Source organism: Nonomuraea cypriaca, assembly GCF_015645445.1.
GTDB lineage: Bacteria > Actinomycetota > Actinomycetes > Streptosporangiales > Streptosporangiaceae > Nonomuraea > Nonomuraea cypriaca.
On the sequence record NZ_JADOGI010000173.1, the window covers coordinates 1 to 22,601 of the forward strand.

At 71.6% G+C, this 22,601-nt stretch carries 22 protein-coding genes; 9 read left to right on the forward strand and 13 right to left on the reverse strand.

Annotation, left to right across the window (positions count from 1 at the left end; genetic code table 11):
* Positions 1-197: 197 nt before the first annotated feature.
* The 3 genes from ITP53_RS39650 to ITP53_RS39660 all read right to left on the reverse strand — a co-directional run bounded on the left by ITP53_RS39650 (position 198) and on the right by ITP53_RS39660 (position 3,300).
* The gene (locus tag ITP53_RS39650; RefSeq protein WP_328817251.1) at positions 198-995 is read right to left on the reverse strand and encodes an SAM-dependent methyltransferase; all 798 of its coding nucleotides are present in this window, start codon (positions 993-995) and stop codon (positions 198-200) included.
* A gap of 107 nt (positions 996-1,102) precedes the next feature.
* Positions 1,103-2,077 carry an aldo/keto reductase gene (locus tag ITP53_RS39655; protein WP_195900614.1) on the reverse strand — a complete coding sequence of 325 codons (975 nt, stop codon included), beginning with the start codon at positions 2,075-2,077 and terminating at the stop codon, positions 1,103-1,105.
* A gap of 56 nt (positions 2,078-2,133) precedes the next feature.
* Entirely contained in the window at positions 2,134-3,300 is a 1,167-nt protein-coding gene (locus ITP53_RS39660; RefSeq protein ID WP_195900615.1) for a macrolide family glycosyltransferase, read from the reverse strand.
* Positions 3,301-3,340: 40 nt separating this feature from the next.
* On the opposite strand from ITP53_RS39660, the gene ITP53_RS39665 reads away from it, so the two are divergent.
* The 3 genes from ITP53_RS39665 to ITP53_RS39675 all read left to right on the forward strand — a co-directional run bounded on the left by ITP53_RS39665 (position 3,341) and on the right by ITP53_RS39675 (position 5,806).
* Positions 3,341-3,946: a TetR/AcrR family transcriptional regulator gene (locus tag ITP53_RS39665; protein WP_195900616.1), complete on the forward strand. Its 606-nt coding sequence runs from the start codon at positions 3,341-3,343 to the stop codon at positions 3,944-3,946.
* Positions 3,947-3,980: 34 nt separating this feature from the next.
* Complete coding sequence (locus tag ITP53_RS39670) at positions 3,981-4,559, forward strand: TetR/AcrR family transcriptional regulator (RefSeq protein ID WP_195900617.1); 579 nt, start codon at positions 3,981-3,983, stop codon at positions 4,557-4,559.
* Between the two features lie 71 nt (positions 4,560-4,630).
* The gene (locus ITP53_RS39675; RefSeq protein WP_195900618.1) at positions 4,631-5,806 is read left to right on the forward strand and encodes an MFS transporter; all 1,176 of its coding nucleotides are present in this window, start codon (positions 4,631-4,633) and stop codon (positions 5,804-5,806) included.
* Between the two features lie 101 nt (positions 5,807-5,907).
* On the opposite strand, the gene ITP53_RS39680 is transcribed toward ITP53_RS39675, so the two are convergent.
* Positions 5,908-6,375 (reverse strand): hypothetical protein, encoded by a 468-nt coding sequence (locus ITP53_RS39680; RefSeq protein ID WP_195900619.1) that lies wholly within the window; start codon positions 6,373-6,375, stop codon positions 5,908-5,910.
* Between the two features lie 68 nt (positions 6,376-6,443).
* Positions 6,444-6,878, reverse strand: a complete 435-nt coding sequence (locus ITP53_RS39685; protein ID WP_195900620.1) for a MarR family winged helix-turn-helix transcriptional regulator — start codon at positions 6,876-6,878, stop codon at positions 6,444-6,446.
* Between the two features lie 102 nt (positions 6,879-6,980).
* On the opposite strand from ITP53_RS39685, the gene ITP53_RS39690 reads away from it, so the two are divergent.
* Positions 6,981-7,715, forward strand: coding sequence for a phytanoyl-CoA dioxygenase family protein (locus tag ITP53_RS39690; RefSeq protein WP_195900621.1), 735 nt, complete (start codon positions 6,981-6,983; stop codon positions 7,713-7,715).
* Positions 7,716-7,729: 14 nt separating this feature from the next.
* Positions 7,730-8,641 carry an alpha/beta hydrolase gene (locus ITP53_RS39695; protein WP_195900622.1) on the forward strand — a complete coding sequence of 304 codons (912 nt, stop codon included), beginning with the start codon at positions 7,730-7,732 and terminating at the stop codon, positions 8,639-8,641.
* Between the two features lie 33 nt (positions 8,642-8,674).
* Here the strand turns inward: ITP53_RS39695 and ITP53_RS39700 are convergent, their stop codons facing one another.
* From ITP53_RS39700 to ITP53_RS39715, 4 genes are all read right to left on the reverse strand, one after another.
* On the reverse strand, positions 8,675-10,384 hold the full coding sequence (locus tag ITP53_RS39700) for a carbohydrate-binding module family 20 domain-containing protein (protein ID WP_195900623.1): 1,710 nt from the start codon (positions 10,382-10,384) through the stop codon (positions 8,675-8,677).
* Positions 10,385-10,556: 172 nt separating this feature from the next.
* Positions 10,557-11,525, reverse strand: a complete 969-nt coding sequence (locus ITP53_RS39705) for a hydroxyacid dehydrogenase (RefSeq protein ID WP_195900624.1) — start codon at positions 11,523-11,525, stop codon at positions 10,557-10,559.
* 59 nt (positions 11,526-11,584) lie between these two features.
* Complete coding sequence (locus ITP53_RS39710; protein WP_328817257.1) at positions 11,585-13,684, reverse strand: DEAD/DEAH box helicase; 2,100 nt, start codon at positions 13,682-13,684, stop codon at positions 11,585-11,587.
* 186 nt (positions 13,685-13,870) lie between these two features.
* Entirely contained in the window at positions 13,871-15,379 is a 1,509-nt protein-coding gene (locus ITP53_RS39715) for a carboxylesterase/lipase family protein (RefSeq protein ID WP_195900625.1), read from the reverse strand.
* Between the two features lie 171 nt (positions 15,380-15,550).
* Between ITP53_RS39715 and ITP53_RS39720 the strand changes: the two genes are divergently transcribed.
* Entirely contained in the window at positions 15,551-16,105 is a 555-nt protein-coding gene (locus tag ITP53_RS39720; RefSeq protein ID WP_195900626.1) for a GrpB family protein, read from the forward strand.
* A 141-nt stretch (positions 16,106-16,246) separates the two neighbouring features.
* Here ITP53_RS39720 and ITP53_RS39725 read toward each other — a convergent pair whose 3' ends face one another.
* Both ITP53_RS39725 and ITP53_RS39730 read right to left on the reverse strand, forming a co-directional pair.
* Entirely contained in the window at positions 16,247-17,218 is a 972-nt protein-coding gene (locus ITP53_RS39725; RefSeq protein ID WP_195900627.1) for an NAD(P)-dependent alcohol dehydrogenase, read from the reverse strand.
* Positions 17,219-17,329: 111 nt separating this feature from the next.
* Positions 17,330-17,926, reverse strand: coding sequence for a TetR/AcrR family transcriptional regulator (locus tag ITP53_RS39730; protein ID WP_195900628.1), 597 nt, complete (start codon positions 17,924-17,926; stop codon positions 17,330-17,332).
* A gap of 178 nt (positions 17,927-18,104) precedes the next feature.
* Between ITP53_RS39730 and ITP53_RS39735 the strand changes: the two genes are divergently transcribed.
* A complete protein-coding gene (locus ITP53_RS39735) occupies positions 18,105-18,371 on the forward strand; it encodes a hypothetical protein (protein WP_195900629.1) in 267 nt (88 codons plus the stop codon).
* A 70-nt stretch (positions 18,372-18,441) separates the two neighbouring features.
* Here the strand turns inward: ITP53_RS39735 and ITP53_RS39740 are convergent, their stop codons facing one another.
* Positions 18,442-18,885, reverse strand: a complete 444-nt coding sequence (locus tag ITP53_RS39740) for a CBS domain-containing protein (RefSeq protein ID WP_195900630.1) — start codon at positions 18,883-18,885, stop codon at positions 18,442-18,444.
* Between the two features lie 72 nt (positions 18,886-18,957).
* A complete protein-coding gene (locus ITP53_RS39745; protein ID WP_236051652.1) occupies positions 18,958-19,620 on the reverse strand; it encodes a potassium channel family protein in 663 nt (220 codons plus the stop codon).
* 135 nt (positions 19,621-19,755) lie between these two features.
* Between ITP53_RS39745 and ITP53_RS39750 the strand changes: the two genes are divergently transcribed.
* Positions 19,756-20,358 (forward strand): NADAR family protein, encoded by a 603-nt coding sequence (locus ITP53_RS39750; RefSeq protein WP_195900632.1) that lies wholly within the window; start codon positions 19,756-19,758, stop codon positions 20,356-20,358.
* 23 nt (positions 20,359-20,381) lie between these two features.
* A partial coding sequence (locus ITP53_RS39755; protein ID WP_195900633.1) for an FAD-linked oxidase C-terminal domain-containing protein occupies positions 20,382-22,601 on the forward strand: 2,220 nt, incomplete at its 3' end.

Sequence of the window (22,601 nt, forward strand, 5' to 3'; positions counted from 1 at the left end):
CCGGCACGCCGACCCTCATCCCGCCCCGCTCGACCGCCCGCCCCCCGGCCCACCGCCCACCGGATGGCGATCTCCGGCGGCCGGCCGAGCCCGAAGTGATCGCATAGCACCCGCTGCGGGGCTTGACGGGCGAAAGGCCGTCAAGGGCACCGCAGGGACGCCGTCAGCGGACGCCATGGCGTGCAGGCGAAAGGCCGTCAGGGTACGCGGGCCATGCCGCCGAGCAGGCCCGGGACGGACAGGTCGAAGACGCTGTCCTCCTCCCAGTCGGGCCGCCACGCCTGCACCGGGACCAGGCCGGGCTCGACGAGCTCCAGGCCCGAGAAGTAGCCGGTGATCCGCTCCAGCGAGCGGGCGGTCAGCGAGCCGGAGTTGGTCGACTGGTAGACGCGGCCCCCCGCCTGGACCTTCCGCTCCTGCTCGTCGGGAGTGTAGAAGTGGCTCAGCAGCAGGAAGCCGCCCGGCGGAATGGCCTGCTTGACCGTCTCCACGATCCGCGCGGCCTCGTCGTGGCCGGGCAGGAAGTGCAGGACGGCCAGCATCAGGACCGCCACCGGCTGGGAGAGGTCGAGATGGTCGCGCACCTCAGGGTGGTCGAGGATCTCCTGTGGCCGGCGCAGGTCGCCCTGCACCGCCCGGGTGTCCTTGCTGTCGTCCAGCAGGGCGCGGGCGTGGACCAGCACGACCGGATCGTTGTCCACATAGACGGTCTTGGAGCCGGGGGCGGCCCGCTGGGCCACCTGGTGGACGTTCTCCTGAGTGGGCAGCCCGGCGCCGATGTCGAGGAACTGCCGCACACCGTGCTCGGCGGCCAGTCGTACGGCCTTGCCGAGGAAGTCGCGGTTGGCCTTGGTCGTCGAGCACACGTCGGGCACGATCGCGATGATCTTCTCGGCGGCCTCCCGGTCGGCGGCGAAGTTGTCCTTGCCTCCCAAGTAGAAGTCGTACATACGAGCCACATTGGGAACTGTGGGATCAATCGATGCGTCGGCCACGCCTGAATGGTAGATCCCCAGCGACCGCTTTTGTCACCATTTTTCGGCATATATCAGGGTGGCCAGCCGCCGCCCCACGCGGGACCGGCGGCCGGACACGCCCGCATCTATGCCTCGACGCCGGCCTCCTTGGCGGCCCGATCGATGGCCGCCAGCTCCTCATCGGTGAACTCCAGGCCGTCCACGGCGCCCACGTTCGCCTCCAACTGCTCGGGGCTGGACGCGCCGACCAGCACGGAGGTGATCCGGGGATCGCGCAGCGCCCAGGCGAGCGCGAGCTGGGCGACCGTCTGCCCGCGGGCCGAGGCCAGCTCGGCGAGCGACCGTACGAACGCCAGGACCTCAGGCGTCACCCGGTCCGGGGTGAGGAAGCGGCCTTCCGCGGCGCGGGAGCCGGCCGGGATGCCGCCGAGGTAGCGGTCGGTGAGCAGGCCCTGCGCCAACGGCGAGTAGACCACGCAGCCGACGCCCTCCTGCTCGAGCACGCCCAGCAGCGACCCCTCGATGCGTCGGTCGAGCAGCGAGTAGGGCGGCTGGTGCACCAGGAGCGGGGTGCCGAGGTCGCGCAGGAGGCGGGCGGCCTCGGCGGTGTGTTCCGGCGAGAAGTTGGAGACGCCGGCGTAGAGGGCGCGGCCGGTGCGAACCATGTGGTCCAGCGTGGCGACCTGCTCCTCCAGCGGCGTGCCGGCGTCCTCGCGGTGCAGGTAGAAGATGTCCACGTAGTCGAGGCCGAGCCGGGTCAGCGAGCGGTCGAGGGTGGCGAGCAGGTGCTTGCGGGAGTTGCCCTTGCCGTACGGGCCGTCCCACATGGGGTTGCTGCCCTTGGTGGTGATCACGACCTCGTCGCGCAGTGAGCGCGGGAAGATCCGGCCGAACGCGGACTCGGCGGCGCCGATCGGCGGGCCGTAGCGGTCGGCGATGTCGAAATGGGTGATGCCGAGCTCGAATGCCTTGTGCAGGATCGCCCGCTGGCTGTCCACGGGCTTGCCCTCGCCGAAGTTGTGCCACAGGCCGAGCGACACGGCGGGCAGGAGCAGGCCGCTGCGGCCACATCGGCGGTATGGCTGACGTTCGTAGTCCAAGGCTGACCTTCCGGTGAATGAATCGTTTTACGCGGCTTACCGTACCCCGACCGCGTTCAGGAAAGCAGCTTCTCCACCGCGTCGGCCGCCGCCGTCGCGCCGCCCGCGGCGGCCAGTTCGCCGCGCATCCAGGTCAGCCGCTCGCGTACGCGCTCGTCGTCGGCCACCTCCGTCACCGCCTGCCACAGCGCGGGACCGGTGACCTCGCCGGGCGGCAGCGTCCGGCCGAGGCCCAGCTCGGCGATCCGGTCGGCGTTGGCCCGCTGCTCGGCCATCTGCGGCACCGCGACCATCGGGACACCGAAGTGCAGGCTCTCCATCGTGCTGCCCATCCCCGCGTGCGTGACGAACGCCCGCGCGTGGCGCAGCACAGCCAGTTGCGGGACGTGCGCGTGCACCTCCACGTTGGGCGGGATCAGCCCGAGCGCCGCCCGATCCGTCTCGCCCACGGCCAGCACCACCTGACACGGCCGGTCCGCCGCCGCGCTCAGCACCGCGCGGTAGAAATCGGGGCGCCTGTTGTAGCCGGTGCCGAGCGAGACCAGCACCACAGGGAGATCGCGGGACGGCTCCCATCCGCCCTGGTAGGCGCGCTCGGTCAGGCCGGGGCCGACGAACGCGTAGCCGTCGCCGAAGGTGTCGCCCGCGTACTGGAAGGCACGCGGCAGCAGCACCAGTCTGAGCGCGGAGCCGTCGCCCCGCATGAACCCCGGCACGTCGGTGAGCCCGTCCTTGCGGAGCAGAGCGCCGATCCGGGCGGCCATGAGCAGGAACCGCGGGCTCAGCGGGTTGAGCGTGGTGTACTTCGTCTGCATGCCCCAGTGCTCGTTGCTGACCAGGTTCGGCCAGGTCTCCACGGACGGGACCCGCAGGCGCGCGGCCAGGATCCGGCCCCACCAGGCCATCGTCCCGTCGTGGACCACCAGGTCGGGGCGCGGCTCCCGGTCGAGCTGCGCCAGCATCACCTTCGTCTCCTCGAGCAGCAGGCCCATGGCCCGCACCAGCTCCTTGCCGTGCATCTGCGGCACCTCGGCGCCGACGCGCGACTCCAGCATGGAGGTGACGGGTACGACCTCGGCGCCGGTTTCGGCGACGCGTCCCGCGTAGGTCGCGGTGGTCGCGTACGTGACGCGGTGGCCCCTCCGTACGAGCTCGGCGACGAGGCCGAGCGTGGGGTTGACATGACCGGACGCGGCGGGGGCGTAGAACGCTATGGTTTTCATACCGCTGTATTATAATACGTGGGTATGAAGAAGGAGGACCATGCCGAAGAAGGTCGACCACGACGAGCGGCGCAGGCACATCGCCGAGGCCGTCCTGCGTGTCGCGGGCCGTGACGGCCTGGACGGCGCCACGCTGCGTGACGTCGCGGTGGAGGCGGGCATCTCGCTCGGCTCCGTGCAGCACTACTTCCGCAACAAGGACGAGATGCTCCGCTACGTCGTCGGCTACCTGGGGGAGCAGGTCACCGCACGGATCGTGGCAGGCATGCGCGATCACGCCGCGCCGGGCCCCGTGCGGTCGTTCCTGCTGTCGATGGCGGCCGAGATGTTGCCCCTGGACGACCGCCGCCGGGCCGAGCGGCGGGCCGGCCAGGCGTTCACCGCCAGGGCCGTCGACGTTCCGGAGCTGGGGGAGGCGCTGCGGTATGGCGACCGCTGGCTGCACGGCCGGGTGGCCGAGCTGATCGGCAGGGGCGGGCGGGACGGCGAGCTACGGCCGGAGCTCGACGCCGAGAGGGAGGCCGTCGTGCTGCTCGCCATGATCGAGGGACTCGCCACCGACATCCTGCTCGGCATGCGCGATCCCGGCGAGGCGACGGAGACCGTGCGCTACCACCTGGACCGGCTCACCCCGCAGGGTTCTTGACTGTTCTGTACAGAACTCTGGTAGCCTCCTCGCCATGGGCAGGCCACGTGAGTTCAGCGACCAGACCGTGATCGACGCCGCGATGGAGGTGTTCTGGGAGAAGGGGTACGAAGCGACCACCACCCAGGACCTGTGCGCCCGCACGGGGCTCGGCCGCGGCAGCCTCTACAACGCGTTCGGCTCCAAGCACCGCCTCTACGAGGAGGCGCTGCGCCGCTACGCCGAGACCCTGGCCAGGCGGCAGTTGTCGATGCTGGCCGAGCCCGGCTCTGTGCGGGAGCGGCTCAGAGACCTGATGCTGGGCGTCCTCGACGCCGACATGGCCGACCCCGGCCGACGCGGCTGCCTGGCGCTCAACGCCGCCTCCGAGTCCAGCGGGCGCGACGACGCCGTGGCCGGGCTGGTGCGCCGCCAGTTCACCGACCTGGAGCAGGCCCTCTGCCTGATCATCGCGGCGGGGCAGGGCGCGGGCGAGCTGTCGTCCGACCGGCCGCCGCTGCGGGTGGCGCGCGCGTTCCAGAGCGCCTACTACGGCCTGCGGGTGCTCGCGAAGGTCACCGACGACAGGGACGTCCTGCTGGACGTCGTCGAAGGGGCCGTCGCGGCGCTGTAGCCCCGTTCCGTGGGACGGGGTCTTTTTGTGCCCCCATTTTGTACTGGCCAGTCAACAAGGAAGTGAGTACGATGCGATCGGCTGCCGTTCCCTCGCTGATGTGGTGCGTCTTCGGCATCACGACCGGCGAGTTCGTCATCGCCGGAATCCTCCCGGACATCGCCGGCGACCTGACCGTCTCGATACCGGTCGCCGGGTTGCTGGTGACCTCGTACGCCATCGGCATGATCGTCGGCGGTCCCGTGCTGACGGCGCTCACCACCCGCTTCCCCCGCAAACCCCTCATGCTGACCCTGCTCGCGGTCGCGGTCGCCGGCAACCTCGCCTCCGCGCTCGCGCCCGTCTACCCGGTGCTCTTCGCCGGACGCATGATCACCGCGCTGGTGACGTCCACGTTCTTCGCCAACGCGATCGTGATCGCGGCGTCCACCGCGCCGCCCGGCCGGCAGGCGGCCACTGTGTCCAAGCTGGTCTTCGGCATGAACCTGTCGATGATCCTCGGGGCGCCGATCGGCACCTTCATCGGCAACGACCACGGCTGGCGGGCCACGTTCGCGGTCATCGCCGCCTGCTGCGCGCTGGGGTTCGCGCTGGTGCTGTGGCTGGTGCCGGACGTCCGCGACGCCGCGCCCGCCACCTCCGCGGTGGCCGAGCTGCGCGTGTTCCGCAGCCGTGACGTGCAGCTCGCCATCGCCGTCACCGCCGTCGCGAACGCCGGGCTGCTCATGGTGTTCACCTTCTTCGCCTCGCTGGTCACCGACGTCGCCGGGTTCGCCACGGAGGCGGTGGCCGTCCTCCTCCTCGTGTACGGCCTCGGCGCGGCGGCCGGGAACCTCGCGGGCGGGCGGCTGTCCGACCGCGCCCCGATGGCCTCGCAGCTCGGCCTGCTGGCCGCCCTCGCGGCGGCGCTCGTGCTCACGTGGACGACCGCCGGCAGCACGGTGGCCGTCGGGATCATGGTGTTCGTGCTCGGCGCGCTCGGCTTCTCGGTCATCCCCGGCATGCAGGCGCGCGTCCTGACGACCGCCGCCGCGGCGCCGACCCTCGCCATGGCGGTGAACGCCTCCGCCTACCAGCTCGCCGCGGCCTTCGCCGCATGGCTCGGGGGGCGGGTCATCGACGGCGGGCTCGGGCTGCGGTCGATCTACCTCGCCGGCGCCGCCGTCACCGTGCTCGGCATCGCCGTGAGCCTCTCGGCCTGGCTGCGCGACCGGCGGGCGTCCAAGGCGGAGTCGGTGCCCGTCTAGCCGGCTCCCAGCCGGGGCGGGTCATCAGCACCGCTAACCGGCTCGCGGGCGGGCGGTCATCAGCACCGCTAAACCGGCTCGCGCGGGGGGCATCAGCACCACTAATCGGCTCCAGGGCGGGCGATCATCAGCACCACCACGATCGCCCACAGGAGGTTGTAGATCCCGGCGAGCATGCTCAGGGTGCGCAGGCGGCCTGGATCGCCCGGCTCGGCGAGCGCCGCCCGCTGTCGCGGCTGGATCTGCAGTGCCAGCAGGCCGCCCGCGGCGATGGTCAGGACCATGGAGATGTTGATCCAGATCTCGCCCATCCGGCCCTGAACGACGGCCAGGACGATCCCGGCGACGGGCACGACCAGGGCGGCGACGCTGTAGCCGCGGGTGATGCGGTGCAGGGCGGCGGCCACGGCCCATCTCCGTCCGTTCGCGTCCCGTTCCCCGGCGGCTGGACCCGCGGGGACGCTCACCGCGATCGGCGCGTAACGGGGGAACAGGCTCGCCGCGACGGCCGAGCCCCCGACGAACACGATGGCGGCCAGGACATGCACCGACAACAACACGGCTTCCACGGAACCTCCTGAGACAACCTTCAACAAGGCTGAAGCCTACCCGAAGCTTCAGCCTTGTTGAAAGTGGGTCAGGGGGAGAAGGCGGCGCGGACGGTGGCGGCGACCTGGCGGTGGATCGGGTCCGCGTCAGGGCCGAAGAGCCGCTCGTCCACCTCCGCCACCACCTCCTTCGCCGCCTCCAGCAGCCGCGCGCCCTCGGGCGTCAGCTCGATGGCGGAGGCCGAGCCGGCGCGGGCGGTGTGGTCGCGCACCAGCCCCGCGCGGGCGAGCGCCTTCACCGCCGTGTGCGCGCTCTGCACCGTGGTGCCGGACATCCTGGCCAGGTCGCTGAACGACACCCCGGGCACGCCGGCGATGTGACCGAGCAGCCCGAGCCGGCTGACCGTGAGGTCGAGGGGCGCGAGCGCGGCGCCGAGGTCGGCCTCGATCCGGCGGGCCAGCGTGAGCAGGAGGATGGACGGGCTGGTCACGGGCGGACCGGGGCGGTCGTTCTCGATGGTCACCTGCCCAGTATGGAGCCGGTGCCACAGCGGTGCCCGCGGCCTGCTCGCCGCCCGGCGTCGCCTGAGCGGGAGAGGGTCGCCGAATGCGGGCATGACCATGGCATGGCCGACTCATCGATGGTGCGCTTCTACCAGGACAACGGGTACGCGCTGGTCAAGGGGCTGCTCACCAAGGCGGAGGCGCGGGCGTACCGGGAGGAGTGCCACGCGCTCCTGGGGCGGCTGAGCCAGACGGAGGCGACCTGGGGCAGCGCCCGCGCGCTCGCCGGCCGGGCGACCGAGTTGCGGCACTGCCACGACGTTCAGTTCCACTCGGCGGCGTTCACCCGGCTGCTGGTCGATCCGCGGTTCACCGACGTCGCGGCGGCGCTGACGGGGTCGGAGAACGTGCAGCTCCACCACACCAAGATCTTCGTGAAGCCGGCGGAGAAGGGCTCGCCGTTCCCCATGCACCAGGATTCAGCGCATTTTCCGCATACTAGGCATACGGTCGGTGCGGCCATCTTTCACTTCGACGACGCACCCGAGGAGAAGGGGTGCGTCCGCGTGGTTCCGGGGAGCCACAAGGGCGGGCCGCTGGCGCACATCGAGGAGGGCGGATGGCATCTGCCGCTGTCGGAGTGGCCTCTGGAGGCCGCGATCCCGATCGAGGCCGAGGCGGGGGACGTGCTGTTTCTCGGTTATCTCACCGTGCACGGTTCCGGCGTCAACCGGGCGGCGGAGGCCAGGACCACCCTGCTGATCCAGTTCAGGGATCCGGAGGACCGGCCGGCCGACGACGTTCACCGGTCGCGCGGCCAGGGGATGATGCTGCGGGGCGTCGATCCCGGACGCTGAGGATCTGGCCGGCGGTGCTCGCCGCCGTCGTGCTGGCCGCCGGTGGGTGCGCGGCGGCCCCGGCCGGGCCGGAGCCGATCAGCGAGGTCGCGATCGTGGACAGGGAGCCGGTCGGCGAGCGTGGGCACGATCTGACCGTCGGCTCCCCGTCACTCGGCCGTACGGCTCCCGTACGCGTGCTGCTGCCCCGGGGATGGACGCCGGGGTCGGGGCCGTGGCCGGTGCTCTACCTGCTGCACGGCTGCTGTGGCCGTACCCATCTCGGGTGGGCGGAAGAGGGCGGGGCGGAACGGCTCACCGCGGACCTGCGCGCGATCGTGGTCATCCCCGACGGCGGCCGGGTGGGGTTCTACTCGGATTGGCTGCGCGGCCCGAAATGGGAGACCTTCCACATCGAGGAACTCGTACCGCTGATCGAGAAGGAGTTCGGGGCGGGCCCCAGGCGGGCGGTCGCAGGGCTGTCGATGGGCGGGCACGGGGCCATGGCGTACGCCGCGCGGCACCCCGGCATGTTCCAGGCGGCCGCGTCCTACTCCGGGGTGCTGGACACGACCGACGACCGGTCGGGGGTGCGCGGGCTCGCCGTGGACAACGGCGAGGATCCCGAGGCGCTCTGGGGAGACCCGATCAGCGACAAGAAGGTGTGGCAGGCGCACAATCCCACCGCGCTGGCCGGGCGGCTGAAAGGTGTGAGGCTCTACGTCTCCTCCGGCGACGGCGACCCGGGCCCGCTGGATCCGCCGGGCACGAGGGCCGACTACGAGGGCGTGCTGTTACACCAGTCGGAGGCGTTCGCCGAGGCGGCGAAGGCGGCGGGGATCGACGTCACCACCGACTTCTACGGGGACGGCACGCACACCTTCCCGTACTGGGAACGCGCGCTCGAACGGTCGCTGCCCATGATGCGCGCGGCCATCGGCGCATGAGAGCCGGCGGCGGGCCGGCTCTCATGCGGGAGGTCACTTCCAGATGGCGTTGACACTCGACGCCGAGGTCCCCGTCGTGTGGGTGCGGTTGGCGCCGCTCTCCCACGTGACGTTCCCCGAGCCGTCCTTCTTGATGAACTTGTACTCGAACGAGGTGCTCGCCGGCAGCGTCACCGTCGTGCTCCACACCGGATACGCCGCGGCGGACAGCGGGACCGCGTTCGCGGGGTCCCACCCCTTCAGCGCGTCGATGGAGCCGGCCAGGTAGACGTTCGTGCCCCAGGTGGTGGTGGCCGTCACGTTGAAGGTGACCGCCACCTGGGACGGCGCGGTCGTGCCGCCCGCCCTGATCGCGACCGCGCCCTTGGCGGGGACGGTCACCGTGGCCTGGCCGCCTGAGCCCACCGTGACCGAGCCGCCGCCCGTCAGATTGGCGTACGTGCCCGCGGGCAGGCCCGTGGCGAACGTGCCCGCGTACGAGCCGCCGCCGTTGTTGATCACGATCCAGCCCTTGTCGCCCCGGCTGAAGGCGATCACGTTGGAGTTCGGCGCGCTCCAGTTGGCGACCTGGGTGCCCTTGACCGCGTTGTGGAAGCCGACCATGCCGGTGATCGCCGGGTCGCGGTGCAGGCACTCCCAGCCGCCGCCGCACACCGCATCGGTCACGAACCCGTTCGCGTGCGGCGGGCCCGCCTCGCTGTCGTTCCAGGTGAAGCCGTCGTACACCTGCGGCGTGCCGTGGTTCCACGCGAGCTGGAAGATGTTGGCCAGCCGGTACGTCGCGCCGTCCTTGTAGCTGAGCGCGCTGGTGCCGCGTTCGGTGTCGTGGTTGGCGACGAAGGTGACCGACTGGCCGGCCGGTTGCATGCCGCCCCATGAGGAGCCGAAGGTGCGCAGGTCGGAGATGGCGCCGTAGAACTTCTCGCGCAGGTAGCGGCCGTACTGGAACTCCAGCACGTCGCCGATCCCGGTGTACTGGCCGGGCTGCACCGCCTCACCGCCGCCGTAGATCACCTCCTGGTAGATGTACGGCGAGCCGTTCAGCCTGCCGTAGATGTTGCCCAGGTCGCCGGGGGCGGTGTGCTTGGCCGCGTCGATCCTGAAGCCGTCCACGCCGAGGGCGATGAGCTTGTTCAGGTAGCCGGCGATGGTGGCCCGGACGTACTCCTCCTCGGTCTCCAGGTCGGCCAGGCCCACGAGTTCGCAGTTCTGGACGTTGCGGGCGCTGCCGGTGTAGTCGCCGCCGTGGATGAGGTTGTCGGAGTTGCCGCAGTCCTCCGCGTGGTAGTGGAAGTCGGCGGGGGAGTAGAGGCCCGGGTAGTTGTACTTGGTGAACGTCCTGCCGCCGTAGCTGGTGCTGCCCTGGCCGGTCATGTGGTTGATGACCGCGTCGGCGTAGACCTTGACGCCGGCCGCGTGGCAGGCCCTGACCATGGACGCGAACTGGTTCTCGGTGCCGAACTTGCTGGTGAGCGTGTAGCCGGCGGGCTGGTAGACGTCCCACCAGACTGCCCCGCCCCGGGTGAGGGAGTCCTGCGGGGGCGAGACCTGCACCCCGCCGTAGCCCGCCGGGCCGAGGTGGCCGGTGCACTCCCTGGCCACGGAGTTCCAGTTCCAGCTCCACAGGTTGGCGATCACGTCGTTGCCGCCGGGGGGAGCGGCCTGGGCCGGCGCCGTGAGGAACGTTGCGGTGATGCCGCCGATCGTTAACAGGGCGGCAATGGCTGCTTTGTACCGTCTCATGTGCACCTCTGAGGTGTGATACGAGGGGTTGCTCCCCTGGCCGGGCTCGGGTGTGGCGACACCCGGGCCCGGCGCTGTTCCGGGGGCGTTGCCCGGAAGGTATCCACGCCGTCATCCCATTGCAATCCCTTGCGGAAAACTTTCTGAAAGACTGCAGCCGGGGTCCTGCCGGTCAGGCTTTGAGGTGCTGGGTCGCCGGGTCGACGGCGTAGCTCAGCGGGAGGCCCGCGGCGATGTTGGCGACCTCCGCCACCGCGTTCGCGGCCAGCCGGTGCAGCTCCGTGCCGACCGAGCCGGCCACGTGCGGGGTGAGCAGCACGCCGGGCAGGGCGAACAGCTCCTCGTCGGGCTCCGCCACGTCCAGCACGGCGTGGACGCGGCCCCCGCGCACGGCCTTGGTGAGCGCGTCCTGGTCGACGAGCGAGGGCCGGGCGGTGTTGATCAGCGTGGCGCCGGGCCGCATCAGCGCGATCTCGTCCGCGCCCACCAGATGCCGGGTCTGGGGCAGCTCCGGGGCGTGGATGGTGACCACGTCGCTGCGGGACATCAGCTCGGGCAGCTCCACCAGCTCGGCGTTCAGGCCCTCGGCGGAGGCGAGGGTGGGGTCGTACAGGAGGGCGTGCAGCTCGAAGGGGCGCAGCAGGTCGAGGAGCTTGCGCCCGACGGCCGAGGCGCCGATCACGCCGACCGTGCGGCCGGCGTTGCCGCCCGCGTCCCAGATCGTCTCCACGCTCGGGGCGCGCCGGCTCTCGGTGTACGTACGCGACAGCTCCCAGACCCGCTTGTTGGCCAGCAGGATCATCGCGAGGGTGTACTCCGCCACGGGGACGGCGTTGGCCGCGGCCTGCGAGCTGACCTGGATCCCGCGGGCGTACACCTCGGGGCTCGCGATCCACTTGACCGTGCCCGCCGTGTGGACGACGTACCGGAGGTTCGGCGCGGCGGCGAGGGCGCGGGTGTCGAGCATGGGGGCGCCCCAGCCGGTGATGAGGATCTCCGCCCGCGCCAGCTCCGGCCCCTCGTACGCGGTCAGGACCAGCTCGGGGTCGATCTCGACGTGCCGGCGCAGCCTGGACACCAGCTCCGGGGTGAAGAACCGGTCGACCAGCGAGGGAGGGTCGAAGACGAAAACCGCGTTCACCGCGCCGATCTTACCTTGTCCCCATCCGGGTCCCCATCTGGCAGGGCCCGGCCCCGGGATCAGGGCATGAGGCGGCGCTGCTCCTCCTCCACCACCAGCCGGGCCAGCGTCTGGTCCGAGACGTCCACCGCGTCGGCCGCCGACTCGGCCAGGTCACTGCGCCTGGCGTACGCGTCGAACAGGCCGGACTTGCGGCTCAGCAGGTCGAGCATGCGCTGGTCGACCGAGTCCACCGTGAGCAGCCGGTGCACCTGCACCTTGCGCACCTGGCCCATGCGGTGCGCGCGCCCCACGGCCTGTGTCTCCATGCTCGGCTTGACCTGCGGCTCACAGAGGATGACGACCGACGCCGCCTGCAGGTTGAGCCCGACGCCGCCCGCCTGCACCTGGCTGAGCAGCACCGCGTGCCCCTTCGCCGCCGAGAACTCGTCCACCACCCGCTGCCGCCGCGCCGCCGCGAGCTCACCGGCGATCGGCCCGTGCGCGCGCCCGCCCAGCGCGGTCCGCACGGCGGCGAGCACCGGGCGGAAGTACGAGTACACCACCACCTTCAGCCCGTTGGCCTCGGCGTCCTCGACCAGCTCCAGCAGGCGTTTGAGCTTGGCGGAGGTGGCCGGCTCGGCGTAGGCGGCGCGGCGCATGGCCATGAAGTTGCCGGCCGCGACCGCCTGCCTGTAGGCCTCGAAGTCGGCCCCGCTGAACTCCACCCACTCCTCGGCCTCCACCCGGTCGGGCAGCTCCGTGAGCACGTCCTCCTGGTTGCGCCGCAGGTAGACGGGCGCGACCGCCTTCCTGAACGCCCGCGCCCCCGCCACGATGTCGCTGCTGCGCAGCTCGGCGGCCAGATCGGGCCGCAGGTACGACACCAGCACCCGGAACTCCTCCACCCGGTTCTCCATGGGCGTGCCGGTCAGGAAGAGCACCCGTTCGGTGCGCGCGCACCACGAGGCCACCGCCTTGGAGCGCTTGGTCTGCGGGTTCTTGACGTAGTGGGCCTCGTCCACGACCAGCATGCCGATCTCGGTCTCCGCCTGGAGCCGGTGGAGACTGTCCAGCGTGGTGACGGCGACGCCGCCGTGTCGTACCCAGTCCTCCTGGGCCGTGAGCCGGTCGGGGCCGTGCAGCGGGACGGCGCGCAGGGTGCTGCGCGCCTCGATCTCGCGGATCCAGTTGATCAGCACGCTGGTGGGGCAGGCCACCAGGAAGTGCGTCGCGCCGAGCGCCCGCAGGTGCGCCAGCGCGGCGATCGCCTCGATCGACTTGCCCAGCCCCATCTCGTCGCCGATGATCACCCGCTGCTGCACCAGCGAGAAGCGGGCGCCGAACGCCTGGTAACCGCGCAGCGAGACCCGCCGGTGGGTGTCGTCGAGCGGCTGGGCGCCGACCTTCGCCGCCAGATCGTCGGGCAGCAGCCCCTGCACCGTCCCGACGGGCTCACCGGCCAGCTCGGCCAGCAGGCCGAAGTACTCCGGCGAGCGGGACTCGAAGTCCGCCCACGCCTCGAACTCCCCGGCCGCGGGCCGCAGCAGGTCGGCCGTGACCTGCGCGAGCAGCAGCCGCGTCGCGGCGGCCCCCTCGAGTACGCCGGCCAGCTCCGACACCGCCTCGCGCGCCCGCCGCTGGCGCTCGGGCAGCGAGAACCACATCCGCCACCGGCTCCGCGCCGGCCGCGCCGCCGCCAGCAGCGGCGCGAGCCGCGCGTCCAGCTCGCGGGCCGCCTCGACGGCCCGGGGGAGGTCGGGGCCGACGCTCACCAGGCGGTGCAGCGCGATCACCAGGTTCGTGGTCGGGGGATCGTGCCGCTCGACGTCGATGCGGATGCTCGCGGCCTCGGCCGCCGCCCGCTCGATCTGCCGGGCGGCCACGTGGATCTGCCCCGCCGTCCGCGCGCCGATGCCGGGAAGCAGCTGCAACTCGTACGGCGAAACCTCCACGACCTGCCTGACCGTGGTGTATCCGGCCTTCTCCAGCGTGCCGACGCGCAGCTGGCCGTCGGTCACGTCCCTCAGCCTGGAGACGGGGATCGACCCCAGCCCCGCCCTGGCCACGCCGACGCGTAAGGCGTCGAGCGCGTCCATGGCCTGGCGGCGTACGGCGTGGTGTTCGCCGAGCAACGCGCGGGCGTCGGCGAGGAGGCGGTCCGCGTCAGGGAGTTCCACCAAACCTAGGATGCCCCAGCCACCACCCCGGACGACAGGCCTCCGGGGCTGGCCGCTGACAGGGTGGGCGTCGTCGGTGCCGGGATCGCGGTGATCCGGTTCGGCGCCGGGTCGGCGGCGCTGATATCGCTGAAGGCGTCCCCGGTCGCCCGGCGGAAACCGGCTTGGGGTCCTGGACCGGACCGGCTACGGCCGCGCCCGCAACGGGAGGGCGGTGAAGGCGTGCCCGGCCCACAACTCGCGGGAGGTCTCCTCCGGATACGCTCTTATGCCGGGCTCGGTGTCGATGACCCAGGTATGTCTGTCTTGCGGCTCGTAGGCCGGCCAGCCCGGATCCCCGGTCGTGGCGAAGGCGATCCATGCCGCGCGGACCCGGGCCGACAGTTCGGCCGCGGCTGGTGGCGGATCCTGTCCGAGTAGCAGTCCTGCCGCTCCAGCGGTCAGATTGCCGAACGTCAGCGGCAGGCCGAGCCCGTGACAGGCGCCGAGAGCATCGCCGCCCATGCCGGGGGCCGGCCAGGTCAGCTCGTACAGGTGTGCCCGGCCGCCGTGCCTCTGGTGGACCTCGGCCAGCCGGACGGAAGGCATCCTGAACAACCAGTCGGAGTGAACCAGCTCATACAGCCGCTCCTCGCCCGCTCCCAGGTAGGCGGCCCGGTAGGCCTCCGGATCGGGGGCCAGCTCCCGCAGCGCGGTGGCCGCCCGCTCGGCGGTGATCTGGCCGGTGTCGCCCCCGATGGCCATGAACAGCCGATACTCGTCGCGGGTGTGCCCTGCGATCAGCTCCACATCGCGCGCGGCTCCGTCCGCCGGCGACCGCCACGGCACCTCGGGCAGCACCTCGCCGTCCACGACCGGCGCGAACGGCGTCCGGACGTACGCGGCCCGGCCCCACTGCGGGCAGCCGTCCATCTTGTCCGCCACCGCGTCCCCGGCGTCGCTCAGCCGCTCCGGCGACAGGCGGGCGAGTTCGCCCGCGCGCGGTGGCAGGCCCAGCTCGCCGGCTACGGCGCCGGCGATGTCGGCGGCCAGCTCAGCGGAGAAGAACAGGCCCGGCACGCTCTGCGCGATCGCCCTGCGGAACAGGCCGGCGGCTTGGGGCATCGCCATCAGCGCCGCGATGCTCCCGGCTCCGGCGGACTCCCCGAAGACGGTGACCCGGTCCGGATCTCCGCCGAAGGCCGCGATGTTGCCCCGCACCCAGCGGAGGGCGGTCACCTGGTCCAGTAAGCCGCGGTTGGCCGGTGCCCCCTGGAAGTGTCCGAAGCCCTCGGCGGAGACGCGGTAGTTGAAGGTGACCACGATGACGCCGTCCCGGGCGAGCACGCGGCCGTCGAAGACCGGGTCGCCGGACCACCCGGACATGTAACCCCCGCCATGGATCCACACCATCACCGGCAGCCGGGCGGCGCCCAGATCGGGGGACCAGACATTGACGGTCAACCAGTCACCGTCCGCGCCGTCCGCCGCGGACCCGCCCAGCAACCTGGACTGCGGCGGCAGCGGACCGAACGCGCCGGCCCCGCGCACCCCGTCCCACGGCTCGGCCGGCACCGGTGTGGCCAGTCGCAGGGCGCCCACCGGCGGGCACGCGAACGGCACGCCGCGGAAGACGGCCACGCCGTCCTCCATCCGCCCGCGCAGCTTTCCCGTGCTCACCCGGACCTCCGGGTCTGCGGATCCGATGGCGCTCATGGCACACTCCTCTTCCGGGGGTGCCGGCTCCCACAGCCCGGCGCGGCCATCTTCGCCCGAACCGCGGGCTCGCCGCACCTGGATATCGAGGGGGGCGGAGTAGCGACAGGTCTCTCGGCGTCCACGAGCTTCGAGGTATGATGATCGGCTGCCTACAGGAAGGCCGCCAACATGCCCGATTCGCTCGATGACGCCAAGCTGTCCGCCGCACTCGTCCACGGCCTGCGTCCCACGAAGGTCACCATCGTCGATTACGACCCCGTCTGGCCGACGCGCTTCGAACGACGTGCCGCCGAACTACGGGCGATCCTGGGCGATCGCGCGCGACTGATCGAACACATCGGCTCCACGTCGGTGCCCGGCCTCGCCGCGAAGCCCGTCATCGACATCGTCGCCGGCATCGACGACCCGGACGATGAGCGGGCCTACCTGCCCGATCTCGAAGCTGCGGGCTACGACGTGCGCGTTCGTGAGCCGGAGCACCGGTGCCTGCGGACCGGGGAGCCCGATGAGCCGGTCCTGCACTGCTACCCGCCCGATCACGTCGAAGTGCGCCGGTACCTCGCCTTCCGCGACCGTCTCCGGACGAGTGAGAGTGATCGGGACCTGTACGCCGCGACCAAACGCGAACTGGCGCAACGGGAGTGGCGCGACGTCAACTACTACGCCGAGGCGAAGAAGCCGGTGATCGACGAGATCCTCGCCCGAGCGGGGTGGGGGGAATAGCGAGGCCCCGGGCGGCGGCGATTACCAATTGCGCAGATAAAGGCATGGGCCTGGGGCGCCAGGTCGTCGACGGTGTTCGCGGGCTGGACGTCCATGCCGGCGTACCTCTCCAGCAGCACCGGGACATCGCGGTTGCGGTCGTCAGGCCGAATGCGTGACCGTGATCACGACATTTCCTGTTTTCTGGCCGGTTTCGACGTACTGGTGCGCCTCGACGATCTCGTCCAGTGGATACCGCCGGTCGATGACGGGCCTGAACTGCCCGGACTCCATCAGCCCCTGGAAGTGTCGCGCCATCCCCGGGTCGTTCTTGGGGAGCGGGAACATGACCTTCCTGCCCCCGAACAACGGAGTCGTGAGTGCCAGGATCGGATTCTGCCACAGGGGTCCCACATCCGAGGCGAGATAGATCCCGCGCGGTTTGAGCAGCCGCCGGCATCGGCCGAACGTGCTCTTGCCGACCGCGTCGATGACGACGTCGTATCTCCGCTCGTCCTTCGTGAAGTCCTCGGCCGTGTAGTCGACGACCTGGTCGGCTCCCAGGCTCCTGACCAGCTCCAGGTTCCTGGTTTCGCAGACTGCGGTCACGCGGGCACCGAGACCCTTCAGGAACTGGACCGCCGCCGAGCCGATGGCCCCCGTGGCGCCGTAGACGAGGACGTCCTGCCCGCTCCGGATCTTCGCCGCGCTGATGAGGGAGAGGGCGTAGTGGGAGCCCTCGGTGCCGGGGGCGGCCTCCTCGTACGTCAGGCCCGCCGGAACGAGGGCGAGCGCGCCGTCCTGGGAAATCGGCATGTACTCCGCGTGCGCCCCGAACCCGGCGTCGTTGTAGCCGAACACCCGGTCGCCGACCTGGTACGAGCTGACGCCGCCGCCGATCTCCGCGACTTCGCCGGCGAACTCGTTGCCCAGGATCGTCACCTTCGGCCGGACCAGCCCGGTGGAGAACCGCCAGATGAAGGGCTTGGCCGCGCGCAACGCGCAGTCCGTGCGATTGACCGTCGTCGCGTGGACCCGGATGAGTAATTCACCGTCCTTGACGGCCGGCTTGTCCACCTCGGCGACGCGAACCACTTCCGGCGGGCCATACCTGGCGCGGACTGCGGCCTTCATGACTGGAGTGTAGCCATCGGGCCGCGGCCCCGAGCGGCAGGCGAAAGGACGATTTCACGGCCTTCTGGAAGCCGGGCCCGTGGCCCGATCTTCGCCTACAGGTCCGTGGACCTACGCGGGCGGTGAGAGGAGCGACAGCATGGTGGTGACCAGCACCCGCTCGACCTCTTCCGGCTCGAGCCGGCCAGCCTCCCGCTCCTGGGCGGCGCTGTGCACGATCGCGAAGAACGCGGTCACCAGCCAGGCCAGCGGCAGGTCCGTACGGAAGTCGCCGTCCCGCTGCCCGCGCGCGATGAGCCGCTCCACCCGCCGCAACGGCCTGCGGTGGTGCTCCCTGATGCGTTCCGTGGGCAGGACCTGGTCGGCGGCCAGGAAGAGCCGGCGATGCCGGTCGAGGACCTCCCAGGACGTCCGCAGCAGCCCGGTCATGGCCTCCGGCGCGGGAGCCGTGTCGATCGACTCGTCCTCCAGGACCGCGTCCGCCATGCCGACCGCGTGGTTCAGCACGGCGTCCACCAGCTCCTCCCTGGAGGGGAAATGGGCGTAGAGGGTGACCCGGCCCACGCCGGCGGCCTTGGCGATGTCGGCCACGCCGGCGCCGGGGTCGCAGCTGAGCAGCCGGGTCCCGGCCTCGAGGATCGCGACGATGTTGCGCTCGGCGTCGGCCCGCCGGGCGGGTACGGGGTGTCGAGCCGCCTTCCTTGCCACGTACACCAGCCTACGACCCGCCCCTGGCACACCACCGTGAAGGGCGGGCTTGCGGCTGACGCGGCGTCAGCCGCTACCGTCGGCAGCGGGTGATCGAGTTGGACGAACGACGCTGGAACATCGGCGAGCTGGCCGCCGCCACGGGCGTAACGGTGCGGACTACGGGGTCGCCGACCGGTTGCGGCGGCTCACCGGGCTGGCCGCCGAGGCGCGGGCCCATGCCGAGCGCGGCACCGACCCGGCGGATCCGGCCGTTCAGGAGCTCGCGCACAGCTGGAGCGCGGCCGTCGCGGGCCTGGCGGGTGGTGACCGGACCGTCGTGTCGGCCATCTACGGCAAGATCGACGGCGAGGGCGCGGAAGCGGCGACGAAGGGCCTGCTCAGCGCGCCCGCCTGGGATTACCTCAAACGAGCGTTCGCCGTCGGTTTCCCCGACGAGCGCTGACCGGTGCCCTTCTCGGGCGGCCGTTGATCAGCGCCTTTCCGGACGAGCGCTGATCGGGCCGAGCGGGTGGTCAGAGCTCCAGGGCATGGTCCAGCAGCGACTGCAGCGTGACCGCCCCGGCCAGCCGGCCGTCGTCGACCACGGCCACGACCGGGCTGCGGGTCCGCGCCATCAACGCCGCCAGCTCCAGCACGGTCGCCTTCATGTCGGCCACCGGCAGCTCCCGCGGCTGCTCGGGCAGGCACTCGCGTACCGTACGCCCCTCCAGCCTGCGCAGGAACAGGTCCGCGTGGGCCTCGTCCACCACCCGGGCCAGCGCCGGATCGTCCCGGCAGTAGGGCGGGACCGCCAGCCGGAGCACCTGGGTGCCGGGCAGGATGCTCAGCGGCAGCCCGTCCCCGTCGACCAGGATGAGCCCCGGCAGGTCCCGCTCGGCCATGAGCTTGGCCGCCTCCAGCGCCGGGCTGTCCAGAGTGACCGTCGGGAACTCGACGGCGAGATCGCGTGCACGCATCACTGGCCTCCCCAGACCGAGCCTAGCCAACGAATCGACGGAATCCGGCCGGCGAATCCGGCCGGGATCCGCTCAGGGGAGCTCCGCGAAGCGTTCGACCGCTTCTGTGCGGCCCGAGACCAGGATGACGTCGCCGTAGGACAACTCGGTGTCGGCGGTGGCGTACGTGAACTCCTCGCCGGGCGCCTTGACCGCCACGATCGTGACGCCGTACTTACGGCGCAGGTTGGACCGCCCGAGGGGGACGCCTACGTAGTCCTTCGGGGGCTGCGTCTTGGCCAGCGCGAAGTTCTCGTCCACCTGCATGTAGTCGAGCATGCGCCCGCTGACCAGGTGGGCGACCCGCTCGCCCATGTCGTGCTCGGGGAAGACGACGTGGTGGGCGCCGATCCGGTCGAGGATGCGGCCGTGCTGGATGCTGATCGCCTTGGCCCAGATGTCGTTGACCTCCAGCTCGACCAGCAGCGACGTGGTCAGGATGCTGGCCTCGATGTCCCCGCCGATCGCCACCACAGCCTGGTAGAAGTCGGCCACGCCGAGCTGGCGCAGCGCCTCGATGTCGGTGGCGTCCGCGGTGGCGATCTGGGTGATCCGCCCGGCCAGGGCTTGGGTGATCTTGGGCCGGTTGTCGATGGCCAGCACCTCGGTGCCACGCCGGGTGAGCTCCAGGGCCAGGGACGTGCCGAACCGGCCCAGTCCGATGACCACGACGGGATCGCTTTTGTGCTCAGTCAACGATGACTCGCTCCTCGGGTACCAGTCTTGGCCGGCGGGCTTACCGTAACAGCCCGCCGAAGTCCACCGAACATACGGGTCCTTGACCGGAAAACCACGCATTCCATACGACGGAGCCAGGGCATCATGAGGATCATGTCCGACGAACTTCCCCTGCCCATGACCGTCCAGGACGCCATCGCCGCCGAGCGGGCGGGCCGGTCACTGAAATACCTGTACTTCTGGGGCCACCGGCCCGCTCGCGACGGCGGTGCCGGCCCCGGGTGCCTCAGCCAGTGGTGGCCGGTCGCGTTCGTCGCGGACGGGCACACGTTCGCCTCAGCCGAGCACTACATGATGGCGCACAAGGCGTGGTTGTTCGGGGACGAGGAGGGTGCCCGCGAGATCCTCGCGGCCGGGCATCCGGGGGAGGCCAAGAAGCTCGGCCGCGCCGTACGGGGCTTCGACCAGGCGACGTGGGAGGCGCACCGCTTCGACATCGTGGTACGCGCCGGCATCGCCAAGTTCGGGCAGCACGCGGACCTGGCGGAGTTCCTGCTCGGCACGTCGAACCGGGTCCTGGTGGAGGCGAGCCCGCTGGACCGGGTGTGGGGCATCGGCCTGACGGCCACCGACGAGCGAGCCGCCTCACCCGCGACCTGGAGGGGCCTCAACCTCCTCGGCTTCGCCCTGATGGCCGCCCGCGCCGCCCTCCAGGCGTCTGGGGTGGCGCTTGGCGTGAAGTTGGGTGCGTCGTGAGGCGGCCCGGGTAGGGGCCGCTCATGGACAGCCTGGTCAGAACACCCGTCCGGCACGCACCCGCACCCCGCGAGATCGACGTCGACACGCTGCGCAGGCGGCTGGAGGAGGACGTCGACGGGGAGGTGCGGTTCGACGCGGGCAGCCGGGCCGCCTACGCGACCGACGCCTCCAACTACCGGCAGCCGCCCATCGGCGTGGTGGTGCCGCGCACGCTCGACGCCGGGGTGGCCGCGGTGGCGGTGTGCCGGGCGTGTGACGTGCCGGTGCTGTCGCGGGGCGGCGGCACCAGCCTGGCGGGGCAGTGCTGCAACGCCGCCGTGGTGATCGACTGGACCAAGTACTGCGGCCGGGTCGAGTCCGTGGACCGGGCGCGGCGGCTGGTCAGGGTGCAGGCGGGGGCCGTGCTCGACGCGGTGGACCACGTGCTGTCGCCGTACGGGCTGATGGTGGGGCCGAGGCCGTCCAGCCACGCGGCCTGCACGATCGGGGGCATGATCGGCAACGACTCGTGCGGCGCGTCCGCGCAGGCGTACGGCAAGATGACCGACTCCGTGGCCCGGCTGGAGATCCTCACCTACGACGGCGTGCGCGCCTGGGTCGGCCCGACCGACGACGCCGAGTACGCCAGAATCCAGGCGGCCGGCGGCCGGCTGGCCGAGATCTACCGGCACCTGCGCGACCTGCGCGACGACACCATGGAGCTGGTCCGCACCCGCTATCCCAGGCTGGAGCGCCGAGTCTCCGGCTACAACCTGGACCAGCTCCTCCCCGAGAACGGGTTCAACGTGGCCCGCGCGCTGGTCGGCAGCGAGGGCACGCTGGTGACCGTGCTGCGCGCGGAGCTGGACGTGGTGCCGAGGCCGGCCGCGCGGGCCCTCGCGGTGCTGGGGTTCGAGGACGTCTTCGCCGCCGCCGACGCGGTGCCGCGGGTGGCCGCGTACCGGCCGATGGCGCTGGAGGCGATGGACGAGAGGATGTTCCGGCTGGCCCGCGCCGAGCATCCGGACGACGAGACGCTCAGGGACCTGCCTGAGGGGGCCGGGTGGCTGCTGGTGCAGTTCGGTGGCGACACGCCTGAGGAGGCGCGGGAGCGCGCCGAGGAGATGATGCGTGACACGGGCCCGCACACGACGCATGCGTTCCTGGGCGACCCGGCCAGGGAGGACCGGCTGTGGCGGTGGCGCGAGTCGGGGCTGGGTGTGGAGGCGTACCCGCCGTCGGGGCGGGAGACGTACGAGGGCTGGTCGGACGCGGCGGTGCCGCCCGAGCGGCTGGGCGCGTACCTGCGCGAGTACGAGACGCTGCTGCGCCGCCACGGCTACCAGGAATCGGCGCTGTACGGCCACTTCGGCCAGGGCTGCGTCCACGGAAGGCTGCCCTTCGACCTGCACACCGACGACGGGATCGCCCGCTACCGCGCGTTCGCCGAGGAGGCCGCGGACCTGGTCGCCTCCTACGGAGGATCGTTGTCCGGCGAGCACGGCGACGGGCAGGCGCTGGCCGAGCTGCTGCCGCGCATGTTCGGCGAGGGGATCGTGGAGGCGTTCGGCCGCCTCAAAGCCGTCTTCGACCCCCGCGACCGGATGAACCCCGGCAAGATCGTCCACCCCCACCGCCTGGACCAGGACCTGGCCCAGCGGCACTTCTTCCCCCTGGAGCCCCGGCACAAGTTCTTCGACTATCCGGCCGACCACGGCCGGTTCGGGCACGCCGCCGCCCGCTGCGTCGGCACCGGCAAGTGCCGCAAGCACACGTTCGAGGGCGGGGTGATGTGCCCCAGCTACCGGGTGACGCGCGAGGAGGAGCACTCCACGCGCGGGCGGGCCCGGCTGCTGGAGGAGATGGCGCGCGGCGAGGTCATCACGGACGGCTGGCGGTCGGCGGCCGTGCGCGACGCGCTCGACCTGTGCCTGGCCTGCAAGGGCTGCAGGGCGGAATGCCCGGTGAACGTCGACATGGCCACCTACAAGGCCGAATTCCTGGCACACCACTACCGGCACCGGCTCCGGCCCGTCGCGCACTACTCCATGGGCTGGCTGCCCCTGTGGGCGGCGCTCGCCTCCGCCGCGCCCGGAGCGGTCAACGCCGTCACCCACCTGCCGGGGTTGTCGCGGCTGGTGAAGGCCGCCGGGGGAGTCGCGGCCGAACGAGAGCTGCCCCGGTTCGCGCGGGAGCGATTCATCGACTGGTTCATGAATCGCGGCCCGTCGGCGGCGGGGACGCGGGGGCGGGTGGTGTTG